Origin of the sequence: Chloracidobacterium sp., from assembly GCA_016711345.1 — a bacterium.
GTDB lineage: Bacteria > Acidobacteriota > Blastocatellia > Pyrinomonadales > Pyrinomonadaceae > OLB17.
The window spans coordinates 2,082,909-2,095,753 of the sequence record JADJTD010000001.1 but is presented as its reverse complement, the minus strand read 5'-3'; the positions used below and the strand labels follow the sequence as shown (position 1 = coordinate 2,095,753).

Annotated in this window: 5 protein-coding genes; 3 read left to right on the top strand and 2 right to left on the bottom strand. The window is 49.3% G+C overall.

The genetic code is table 11. The annotated features are described in order from the left end of the window. Position 1: 1 nt before the first annotated feature. Both IPL32_08715 and IPL32_08710 read right to left on the bottom strand, forming a co-directional pair. Complete coding sequence (locus IPL32_08715) at positions 2-661, bottom strand: sugar transferase (protein MBK8465899.1); 660 nt, start codon at positions 659-661, stop codon at positions 2-4. Further along, a complete protein-coding gene (locus tag IPL32_08710; GenBank protein ID MBK8465898.1) occupies positions 661-1,932 on the bottom strand; it encodes a DegT/DnrJ/EryC1/StrS aminotransferase family protein in 1,272 nt (423 codons plus the stop codon). Before IPL32_08710 ends, IPL32_08715 begins: the two co-directional genes overlap by 1 nt. A 517-nt stretch (positions 1,933-2,449) precedes the next feature. On the opposite strand from IPL32_08710, the gene IPL32_08705 reads away from it, so the two are divergent. From IPL32_08705 to IPL32_08695, 3 genes are all read left to right on the top strand, one after another. Then, positions 2,450-4,438, top strand: a complete 1,989-nt coding sequence (locus tag IPL32_08705; protein ID MBK8465897.1) for a polysaccharide biosynthesis protein — start codon at positions 2,450-2,452, stop codon at positions 4,436-4,438. Between the two features lie 734 nt (positions 4,439-5,172). Beyond that, positions 5,173-8,055, top strand: a complete 2,883-nt coding sequence (locus IPL32_08700) for a VCBS repeat-containing protein (GenBank protein ID MBK8465896.1) — start codon at positions 5,173-5,175, stop codon at positions 8,053-8,055. 264 nt (positions 8,056-8,319) lie between these two features. Next, positions 8,320-12,747, top strand: a complete 4,428-nt coding sequence (locus IPL32_08695) for a VCBS repeat-containing protein (protein ID MBK8465895.1) — start codon at positions 8,320-8,322, stop codon at positions 12,745-12,747. The last annotated feature ends 98 nt before the right edge of the window (positions 12,748-12,845 follow it).

Sequence of the window (12,845 nt, the reverse complement as noted above, 5' to 3'; positions counted from 1 at the left end):
ATTATTCAGCCAGCGACCAGCGCATTTCCTCGACAGTGGGTTGGGTTACTGTGCCCGGAAAAACTATCGCCTTCATCGTGCGGAAAATAATGCTCACGTCCTTTTTCCATGTTCGGTTTTTTACAAAATGGACGTAGCCGCGAAGTTTGTAAGGCTGAAGTATGTTCTTGTAAAAATCTTCCCGATCGCTCGCCTGAGCAAGCAATTCTTCTTCATTGCGAAGTTGCAATGTAACCGGATCGGTCAGTCCAGGATTGGTTTCAAGGATCTCATCCCAAAGCGGATTTTTTAGATCTACTAATTCCGGCACCTCAGGACGCGGACCGACGATGCTCATTTCTCCTTTGACGATGTTCCAAAGCTCGGGAAGTTCGTCGATCTTGGTGCGTCGCAGGATGCGTCCGATCTTTGAAATACGGTTATCGCCGGCAGCCGTCACAAGCGCGCCGTCATTTGCCACATACATCGAGCGGAATTTTAATAGTGTGAACGGTTGTCCATTGCGGCCCATTCTGGACTGACGAAATAGGATTGGTCCGCGCGAGTCGAGCTTTATAAGAACGGCGGCTAAGAGCCATAGAGGTGCTGTAACAACCAGGCCCGTTATGGCCAAGGCAATTTCAACACTTCTCGGAAGCCCAGCGGCCCGCGCTTTTTTCATTACGCTCCTTTAGAATTCTCTGCACAGATTTGCTTAACGGTATCAACCACCTTGATCGCCTGATCCATACTCATCGACGAAGAGATCGGCAGGCTTATCAATCGCTCCCAAACTTCCGAAGAAACCGGTAGATCGCTTTCTCTCCATCCGAGTCCTTCATACAGCGGATGGAGTTGAAGCGGACGCCAGTGAACAGAACAACCAACACCTCTTTCCTTTAATTCGACCATGAACTGATCACGATCTATCGTAAGCGATTCGAGATTGAGCCTTATCGGAAAAAGATGCCACGAATGCAGTCGGTCGTCGCTGACCGGTGGAAGTTCGATCTCGCCTCCGGCAAAAGAGTCGAGATAAAATCCCGCGATCGACTCACGCTGCTGTCTCATTTCTTCGGCCCTCGCAAGCTGGCCACGTCCGAGCGCCGCCGCGATGTCGGTCAGATTATATTTATACCCAGGGGCAACGATTCTATAATCCCAGGCACCGCCGGAGTATCTTCCCCACGCATCATGCGACAATCCGTGGAGCGACATCAGACGCATACGGTCTGCAAGTTCCGAATCATTTGTAACGGCCATGCCGCCTTCACCGGTCGTCATCGTTTTGTTTGCGTAGAATGAATAACAGGTGACGTCGGCAGTATTTTCTCCGCAAAATTGCCAGTCACTGTCTGCACCCATTCGCCAAGCCGCGGGAAAAGCATGAGCAGCATCTTCCACGACCCAAAGTTTGTGCTTATCGGCAAAATCCCTGACATTGGCAATATCTAGCATATATCCGCCGACATGCACCGGAATAATTCCAACAGCCTCAATATCTAAGCCAGTGGAAACTGGCAGATCACCGCTTTTTAATCTCGCGAGCTTAGCTTCGGCGTCCGCGAGATCCATATTTCCCGTAATCGGTTCGCAGTCAACGAGGATCGGAATCGCGTTCTTATAAAGAACTATCTCAGCGGTCGCTGCGAAGGTCATTGCCGGTACGAGCACCGCTTGGCCCGGTTGAAGGCCGAGAGCTTCCACGGCCAAATGAAGAGCTGCGGTACAGGAGTTTAATGCTATGGCGAAGTCGGCTTTGACGGCTTCGGCAAACTCGCGTTCGAACTCTTTCACCTGCGGCCCACTGGTCAGCCAACCGGAACGAAGCGTTTCAGCCACATCGTTGATCTCTTTTTCGGTCAAGTGCGGCTTAAAGAATGGGACATTTGTATCAGATTTATCAGCAGTTTTTTCTGAAATTGATGGTTGATTTGAGGTATTACTTGTCATGATTATGAAACGGTTAACGATAAAAACCTTTCGATCTAATAATTTTGAACAGCAAATGCCTATATCGACACTAAAAACATATTGTCTCACAACATCGTCTCAAGACAATTCCTGTTTTTCTGGCTTATCAAGTCACATGCATTTCAGCATAAAAGGTGTAAATAGTTCAGAATTCCTGAATAAGACTGAAGCCAATCAGATCAATTAGGCGAGATTAGGACTTAAAGGTAATGCTATAAGCTATTTCTCCTATATCAAACATGAGCCACATAAATAAGAACGCCTATGACAAAAATCATTTATACCATATAAGATAGTCTGAATAGCATATAGAACAATCGTGGCGCAATCGCGCAGAACGCCCATTAAAACTATCGTTCACCCTGATGTGTCGCCGTATCTCCCAGGCCTAAAATTAAAGGTATCGTTCAATGTTATTCCTTATTCCGACGGGCTATCTTTTTATCGAGGTCCTGATCGTGAGGCCTAAGGTGTCACTAGGGATAGAAATAACAGGATGAAAAAACGAATAAAAGAGATGTTATTAGTAGACAGTTTGAAATCGGCAAGACTAAAAAATCTCCGACTTCAAAGACACAACCTTACATTTAGAGTATTCCAATCCTCGGTTGAGATAGCCTGTCTCCTAGGCGCTTTCATTCTGGCCTATCTTTTGCGTTTTGACTTCTCGATCCCATACGAAGAGCAGGTAAATCTGCTTGTGCAGCTCCCGTTTGTTGTCACTTTGCAGATCATTGCTCTTAGAGTATTTGGTGCCCATCGGTTCATTTGGCGTTATACCAGTACCAGAGATGCTGCGACGATCGCGAAAACACTCGTCGGTGTTTTGATGCTGTTGTTCGCTGCCAGATCTCTTTATTTGGTATTGCCTGCAACGGTTATCGTGCCGATCTCGATCTCAATACTCGATTCTGTTTTGGCGTTCATTGGCGTTCTCGGTGTCCGAATGATCCGCCGAGAGATGTATGAACGCTCAAACCGGATGACGGCTGATAAATCACTCAAGAAACCGGTCATTCTCGTCGGTGCAGGACAGGCCGGCGTACTAACTCTTGCCGAAATAAAAAGGCGCGGCGACATCGACATTGATGTAAGAGCATTTGTTGATGATGACGAAGCAAAGCTCGGAGCTGTCATAAACGGCGTCAAGGTTAAAGGCAACGTCAATAATCTGCCCGAGTTGGTAAAAAAACTGGGTGCCGACCATGTAATTATCACGATCGCTCAAGGCAGCCGCGAACAATTTCAAAAGATCCTCAAAATTTGCCAGGAAATACCGATCAAGGTCCGTACGATTCCGGGTCTATACGAGCTTCTCCAGGGCAATGTAACGGTCAGCCGAATCAGAGACATTGAGGTCGAAGATCTGCTCGGCCGTGAGCCTGTTGAACTCGACCATAACAGCATCAATAAGTTTCTAAAGAATAAGGTTGCTATGGTCACCGGTGCTGGAGGCTCGATCGGCTCGGAATTGGTTCGTCAGCTTGTCAATAGCAAGACAAAACAGCTTGTTCTTGTCGAACGTTCTGAATACGCTCTATTCCAGATCCAGCAGGAAATTTTGGAAAAGTTCCCTGATGCTGATGTCACCGCCGTTATCGCTGATATATGCGATCTCGAACGAATGGAAAATGTATTTTTCCAGTTCCGGCCCAATGTTGTTTTCCATGCCGCCGCTCACAAACATGTTCCTTTGATGGAAACCAATTCTTCCGAAGCACTAAAAAATAATGTGCTTGGAACAAAAGTGGTAGGCGATCTCGCGGGCCAATACGCAGCAGATGCCTTTGTCCTGATCTCGACCGATAAAGCTGTCTCACCGACGTCGATAATGGGTGCAACAAAACGTGTTGCCGAACTTGTTATCCAAGATCTCGATCGTGAATATGACACTCGTTTCCTGGCCGTTCGATTTGGCAATGTCATCGGCTCAAACGGTTCGGTAATACCGACCTTCAGGGAACAGATCAGACGCGGTGGCCCTGTTACAGTCACGCATCCGGATATGACTCGTTACTTTATGACCATACCTGAGGCAACACAGTTGGTGCTGCAGGCCGGCGCCATTGGAAAAGGCGGCGAGATTTTGATCCTTGACATGGGCGAACCTGTAAAGATACTTGATCTTGCCCGGCAGACGATCAAGCTTTCCGGCCTCAGGCCCAATGTGGATATCCATATCAAATTTACCGGTATGCGACCCGGTGAAAAATTGTCCGAGATCCTCGAATCAAAGGATGAAAAACTTGAAAAGACTGCGCATCCTAAGATTTTTGTTAGCAGGATCGCCCCTTATCCCGCTTCGCTGGTGCAGGAAATGACAAACAGCATACCTGAACTTTGCCGCACAGAAAACGAGGTAAGTATCAGGGAGTTTTTGGCAGCTTCATTGCCCGAAGCAACGATAGCCATAAAGCCCGGAAAAACAAAGAAAAAACCGGATATCGTCATCCAGCGTTTCGAAACTAAATCCGCCGCAATGTGACCTTCAAACTTGCCAAAGCCTACCCGTTTGTAACAGCGGTGTGGCACTTTGGTTGTCAATAAACCCGGATAAGACCAGATAAGTGTAAAAAAACCCATTTTTTGTCCCCCAAAGAGCCATCGGAACACCCCAAAAAAGCCATCTTAGAACCCCAAAAAGCCATCGAAAAATATGCTAGTCGTCCTTAGCTGATATGCTCGTTCATCATTTAGCAGGCCGCGACTCATCAGACAGCTTGATAGTACCGTTTATCACGATATTAATGTCCTTTGGATTTCTTTGTTGTTTCGACCTCTCTGGCAGGAAAAAGATCTCCCGCCAAATAAGTTTTCAAATTCTCCCATCATCAAGAGTTAAAATATGTTTACCTTTTCGTTCGATACAGGTACTATGGAGATGACGACACTTTATATTTCAGGCAACTCATCTGTGATCGTCGCAATCCAACCACACGTCGATAATTGATACGCTTTTACGTTTTTGGCGATTTTTATTGACCCTGTGGCTCAAAAGCGAATGGCTTTCATGCACTGACCCTGCCTGATTAGACCTTGGAAAATTAAGTTTATTTTGTTTTGCCTTCCACCATCACTCATGTTTAGGCCGCTTTGAAGTTAGTTCTGCGCCCTGACCAAAATATAGGCGATCCTTACAATTAAGGACCCGCTTCCCCGACGAGACAGCCTATCCGACCACTGCTCGTAAAGTCCTAAAACAATAAAATAGGTATAAATATGAGCGTAAATATTAGATCAGTAGTTAATTCTGTGCGAACCATCGCATCGAAGCTATCTTATTTTCCAATCGCAGTCATTCTTGCATCCTTTCTTTCTCTAACTGCGATAAGCCAAACCCGCGCAACTCTCTACGATTTTGACGGTGACAGTAAAGCCGACATATCAGTGTTTCGCAGCCTAGGAGGCTTTTGGTATCTTTCGGAAAGCGAGACGGGTATTCAGGCGACGCAGTTTGGCATGAAAGGTGACGAGCCAGTCTCGGCGGATTATGATGGCGACGGCAAATTTGATATCGCCGTTTTTCGTAACGGAGTTTGGTGGCGGCTTTTGAGTGCCACAAACACCCTTGATTCCATACATTTGGGTCTTCAGGGAGACATTCCTGTTCCTGCTCAGCTTGATAGTGACAATTTGGCAGATGTTGCTGTTTTTCGACCGACTACGGGAATTTGGTATTGGGCGGCCTCCGGCGGCGACGGCTCCGTCTCGCATCTTCAATTTGGACTCGAGGGCGATGTTCCGCTTCCCGCAGACTATGATGGAGATGGAAGGTCGGACATTGCGGTTTTTCGCCCGTCTAACGGATTTTGGTATCGAGTCAATAGCTCAGATCAGCAGTTTGATGCTCGGCAATTCGGGCAACTCGACGATATGCCTGTACGAGCTGATTTTGATGGTGACGGAAAAACGGACATGGCCGTTTGGCGCCCTTCGACGACGACTTGGTACATAAATAACGGGCCCGACTCAAACCCGACATATAGCTATTCTGTTTTTGGACTCGAAGACGATATTCCGGTTCCGGCTGATTACGATGGAGACGGTAAATCGGATATTGGGGTTTTTCGGCCCACTGACGGAGCTTGGCATCACATAAATAGCAGCAACGGGTCTTATGTCGCTTATCAGTTTGGAATAAATGCGGATATTCCTATTCCGGCATCTCAACTGGCATTTCGTTTTTGCAGTAGGCGTTATTGCCCTGTAATCGTGGACACACCTCCTCCGTCATCAACGCCGACAACCACTTCAACACCGACCGCGACAAGAACTGCGACGGCTACCCCGACAAGAACAGCAACTGCAACTCCAACCAGAACTGCTACGGCAACACCGACGCGCACAGCGACATTCACCCCAACGCGAACGGCGACGCCGACAGCAACGTCGACGAATACACCAACAGCGATACCGAGCAGTACACCGACATCAACACCGACTTCGAGCCCGACACCGCCGACATCTTTTACATGCGATTACTATGCATCGCCGACCGGTTCGTCGTCGGGGAGCGGAACTCTGTCGAGCCCCTGGAGTTTGCAATATGCATTAAACAGGAGCAGCGTTATCGTTGCCGGAAAGACACTGTGTCTGCAAGGCGGTACATATCGCGGCAAGTTCAAATCAACATTGAACGGCGGTACAGTTCGCGGGTTGAGCGGAGCGATCATCGATGGTTACCAGTATTCGCCGCTTTCGAGTGCGATCACTGCCTCGCAGACTTCGATTCCAGTGGCAAATGCCTCGCTATTTGTAACACCTTTTCAATCGGGCGGAGTCGACACTTTGATCGTGGACGGCGAAGCTCTGGAGATACTTAGCATCAGCGGGAACAACGTAACGGTCAACCGTGCAGCTTCAGGAAGCAGTACCGGAGCGGTTTCACACACTGCCGGAACGCTTGTCAGGCTTGCGGGAAGCCAGCTTGTCACCTCCGGCAGCAATACCACTTACCGGGACATCGAGATAACGAACAGCGACCCGTTGCGAAACTGGCTCACCGACGGTGCAGAAGGCCTGCGCGGTGCCGGCATATTCAACACAGGCAGCGGCAATAAGTTTATAAATCTCAACGCTCACGACAATCTCAACGGCATATTCTCAGGAAGCTCAAGCTCGAACACCGAGGTTTACGGCACACTCAGCTACAACAATGGGATTTTCGACCCCTCGAGTGATAATAAGGGCCACGGTATGTATCTTGAGAACGCGTCGGGTTACTCGCGTATCTACGACAATATCGTTTTCAATAACTTCGCTCACGGAGCACAGCTTTACGGGCGAACGGCGGCATATCCCGGAGGCGACCTGCAGGGTAATGTCATGGCGAATTCAGGATCACCTGCCGGGGCGACAGACAGGCGCCGAAACTTAATTGTCGGGCCTGAGTCACAGCCGATACCGGATATACTGATCCAAAACAACTACTTTTTCCATCCGCAGAACAGCAACGGCTACAACATAGTGTTTGGATATGGAGCGGGCGCGAATAACGGCCGCATCCTAAACAACTACTTCGTCGGCGGCGGCGGCATCGGGCTTGAAATGCAGGATGTCGCAAATGTCACTGCTACCGGCAACAAGTTCTATACATCCAATTCGTCAGCCGTGAATATTCAGTCGGAAGTGTCCGCTTATACTATCAACAACAATACGTACTACGGTACGAGCTCGGGCTCGGACAAATTCGGCAATACAAGTGCTCATCAGAACCAGACGTTCTCGCAATGGAAGTCGGCAACCGGTTTTGACTCGGCCAGCACGATCATCTCCGGTGCACTGCCCGATACCGTGATAGTGCGCCCGAATATTTATCAGCAAGGCCGGGCCAACGTGATCGTTTTTGTTTCATCGGGAGCAGCATCTATAAGTATTGATCTCAGCCAAACTGGACTCACGAACGGTCAGGCGTTTGCGTTCAAGAACGCTTTCAACTTCAACGGATCGGACGTCATATCAGGTACGTACAATTCGGCATCGCCGACGATCACGATTCCGTTGAACGGTCTTACAGCCTTAGTCGCAACACCGGTCGGTTCGTCCTTCACTCCGCCAACTACTTCTCCTAACCTGGCAATTTTTGTTGTGGTTCCCAGATAACAGATATCCTGATCCGCACTTAGGAGCCTCTCTCGTAATCACATTGCGAGAGAGGCTTTTTCTTTTTAAATTACCCTCATTTGCACCGCCAAAATCGTTCCAACCAATAATATGATAAAAAAATTGAAATATGTTTAATATTGTTTATTTCTTTTAAATAGACAATTGGGTCTACCTTCAGATCCCAACCAGATCCGAAGACATCAACAAACAACTTTACATTCGCCAGATAATTCAGCGAACGAGATAGCCACCGATCCGTATATGCAGAATTTTCCCTTACGCAACGTTTCTCCGCGCGAAACGTTTCTATCGAATTCTCTTTTTCACATTTTTTCAGTTGTCCTTTTGAGCCTGATCGCAACGTCGAACGGGCAGGGCCAAAGTGTGCAATTTGATTTTGACAATGACCGCAAAGCGGACATTTCAGTATTTCGGCCAGAGAGCGGTATGTGGTACATCGTTCAAAATAACGGTGCCGTAGCAGCCACGAATTTTGGTTTAGCCGGCGACAAACTGGTTCCGGCAGATTACGACGGTGACGGAAAATCAGACATCGCGGTTTTTAGAAACGGCGTTTGGTGGATCCTTAAAAGCACAACGAGCACTATCACGAACATCGACTTTGGAATGAACGGTGATATTCCCGTTCCTGAAAAATTCGATTCTGATGCGCGTACCGATCTGGCAGTCTTTCGGCCATCCACAGGACAATGGTTCTGGACTCGAAGTTCTGATGGCGTTATTACCTCGGTAAATTTTGGATTAGCCGGCGACGTTCCCCTGCCTGCTGACTATGATGGTGACGGCCGCGCAGATATTAGTGTTTTCAGGCCATCAACAAGTTTCTGGTACCGGACCAATAGCTCAGATGCCAGTTTGAATGCAGTTCATTACGGACTTGCCGGCGACATACCGGTTCAGGGCGATTTTGACGGTGATGGTAGAACCGATATAGGTGTCTGGCGTCCGTCAGAAGGAAATTGGTACGTGATAAAAAGCTCGAATTCCAGTTTTAATGCGACGTCGTTCGGTTTGACGGGAGACATTCCCGTTGCGGCTGACTATGACGGTGATGGAAAAACGGATATCGCAGTTTTTCGTCCGTCAAATAGCTATTGGTATCGTTTGAACAGCAGCGATGGTTCCTTTTTTGCATATCAGTTCGGCCAGAACCTCGATATGCCACTGCCTGCATGGTTCTACTCTACGTCGGATATGACCCCGACCACCACGCCGACGGAGACTGCGACAGAAACACCAGCTAACACGCCTACAGACTCTCCGACTGCGACGGCGACGAGCACTCCGACAAACACACCGACGACTACGCCAACCAATATACCTACACCCACGAACACCGCGACGAATTCGCCGACTGCGACAGCAACTGTAACTTTTACGCCAACACCGACAAATACAGCCACAGCGACAATGACCGCGACTGGCACAGCAACCCGGACCGCGACAAACACACCTACGGTAACGCCGACATTTACGCCAACAGCTACATCGACAAATACACCGACGCGAACGGCTACAAATACACCTACTTCTACGTCGACCAGCACGGCAACCACAACATCTACTGCGACAGCAACTGCGACAGCGGCAGCCACGTTTACGCCAACCAATACACCGACAGAAGTTCCGACACCGTCACTTGGCGTACTGATCAACGAAGTAGATTCGGATACGAACGGTAATACCGATACGGCAGAATTTATCGAACTTTACGATGGCGGAGCAGGCAACACATCGCTCGACGGCCTTGTTGTTGTTTTGTACAACGGTGGTAACGATCGCTCGTACGCTGCATTTGATCTGGATGGGTTCAGCACAAATTCAAACGGTTACTTTACGTTGGGCAATTCATCCGTTTCGGGCGTCGGTTTGAACTTTGCAAACGGCGCTTTGCAAAACGGACCGGATGCGGTTGCTCTCTACGCAGCCGATGGAATCGACTTTCCAACGAACAGTGCTGTAACTTTAACTGATCTTAGAGATGCTTTGGTCTATGACACAAGCGATGCAGACGATACTGGATTGTTAGTCTTGCTAAATCCGGGAGAACCGCAAATAAATGAAGATGCCGGTGGAATCGGAGCAGCAGTTTCAATGCAGCGATGCCCTGATGGTTCGGGAGGTTTGAGGAACACTGCTACTTACGGATCATTCGCCCCAACAGCCAATGTGCCGAATGTATGTGTCGCACCTACTTCAACCCCGAGCAATACACCAACCAGTGCTCCAACGGCCACAGCGACATTTACACCAACACCGACAAATACAGCCACCGCAACAGCGACAGTAACACCGACGCGAACAGCAACTTCAACACCTACAAACTCGGCAACTCCAACTATTACACCGACCAACACACCAACGGCGACAAGTACACCTTCCGCAACGGCAACGCAGACGTTTACTCCAACATCTACGCCAACTATTACACCCACGGCGACAATGACGGCGACAAGTACGCCGATGTTTTCGCCAACAACTACCCCAACAGCAACGTCAACACCGACCAATTCGGCAACCCCGACATTTACGCCGACGGCAACAATGTCAGCAACGAACACTCCGACCTGGACACCAACTAATACTGCAACTCCGACCTTTACACCGACAGTTATGCCCACGGCGACGACAACCGCAACCTTTACTCCAACGTTCACACCGACCGCAACAATTACTGCAACGAGCACACCAACTCGAACACCAACAAACACGCCTACGGCAACAGCAACGTTTACACCGACATTCACGCCGACTAATACGCCAACGGCGACAATGACCAGTACTCCAACGTTCACACCGACGGCAACAATTACTGCAACGAGTACACCGACACGAACTGCCACAAACACACCGACCGCAACGGCAACGTTTACACCTACATTTACGCCGTCTAATACACCGACGGCGACAATGACAGCCACCAGCACACCGACCAGAACGGCGACGAGTACGCCGACAAACACGCCGACGGTCATGGTGAGCAGCACTCCAACATCGACGCCGACGGCAGTGCCGACTCCGCCGACATCGTTTACTTGTGATTATTATGCAGCGACGACGGGTTCGCCCAGCGGAACCGGAGCGATATCAAGTCCGTGGAATCTGCAGACAGCTCTTTACAAGACATCCCTCGTCGTTGCCGGGAAGACGCTTTGCCTACAAACAGGCACCTACAGAGGCAAATTCAAATCGACACTCAACGGCGGAACGGTCCGCGGGCTTGGCTCGGTTGTGATTGACGGGTATGCATTTACAGCTTTGTCGAGTGCGATCAACTCGTCACAGACCTCGATACCGGTAGCAGACGCATCTGCTTTTGCTGCGGCATTTCAGGCAGCAGCTGTCAATACACTGATAGTAGACGGAGAGGCATTGTATATCAACGGGATCAGCGGGAATACGATAACGGTCAATCGTGCGGCGGCGGGAAGCAGTACGGGAGCGGTCTCGCATAGTGCGGGAACGGTTGTAAGGCTTGCGGGAAGTCAGCTTACCGTCACTGGTAGCAATACTACTTACCGGGACATCGAGATAACGAACAGCGACCCGTTGCGAAACTGGAACACCGATGGGGCAGAGGGCCTGCGTGGTGCTGGCGTATTCAACACCGGAAACGGCAACAAGTTTGTAAATCTCAGCGTTCATGACAATCTCAACGGTATTTTCTCGGGAAGCTCAAGCTCGAACACTGAAATTTACGGATGCCTGATCTACAACAACGGTGTGTTTGACGACACGGATCAGGGTAAGGGACACGGGCTGTATCTTGAGAACGCTTCGGGCTACTCGCGTGTTTACGACAATATCGTCCTCAATAACTTTGGCCTCGGAGCACAGCTGTACGGGCGAACGGCAGCCTATCCGGGCGGCGATATTCAGGGCAATGTGTTCTCCAATTCAGGATCGCCTTTGGGCTACGATCTGCGTCATTACAATCTCCTTGTCGGCACAGAGACCCAGAGAATATCCGATATTCTCATCCAGAACAACTTCCTATTCCATCCTCATAATATCAACGGTTACAACATGACCTTTGGTTACGGCGCAGGCGTCGATAACGGCCATGTTCTGAACAACTACCTTGTCGGCGGAGGAGGCATCGGGCTTGAACTAACTGATGTCACGAACGTCACTGCAACGGGAAACAAATTCTTTTCCAACAATTCATCGGCAGTCAATATTCAGTCCGAATCACTTCCATACACGGTCAATAACAACACCTACTACTCGACCGCCACATCTTCGGATAAATTTGGCAATACAAGTGCACATGAGAACCAGACATTCTCTCAGTGGAGATCGTCCACGGGGTTTGATGCCGCGAGTACTATCAATGCGGGTACCATGCCGGATAACGCTATCGTTAGAGCAAACTCTTATCTGTCCGGACGCGCCAATGTTGTCGTCTTTGTTCCTTCCGGGGCTGCTTCGATCAGTCTAAACCTTACTCAGGCCGGACTCGCAAACGGGCAGTCCTTCTCTATCAAGAACGCATTCAACTTCAACGGCTCAGCGGTCTTCTCCGGTGTCTACAACTCTGCCTCCCCTACCATCTCACTTCCTCTCAACGGTACTGCCGCTGTTGTTGTTCCCCCAGTAGGCTCCTCGTTCACGCCAGCTACCACTTCCCCTCAGTTCGCTGTTTTTGTCGTCGTGCCGACTTCGTAATGAGATAGCGGATGAAAACCTGGGATCGTTGAACAACGGCCCAGGTTTCTCATCTGCGATCCGTTCGGGGTAAAATTCACTATTGAGTTTTAGACGAC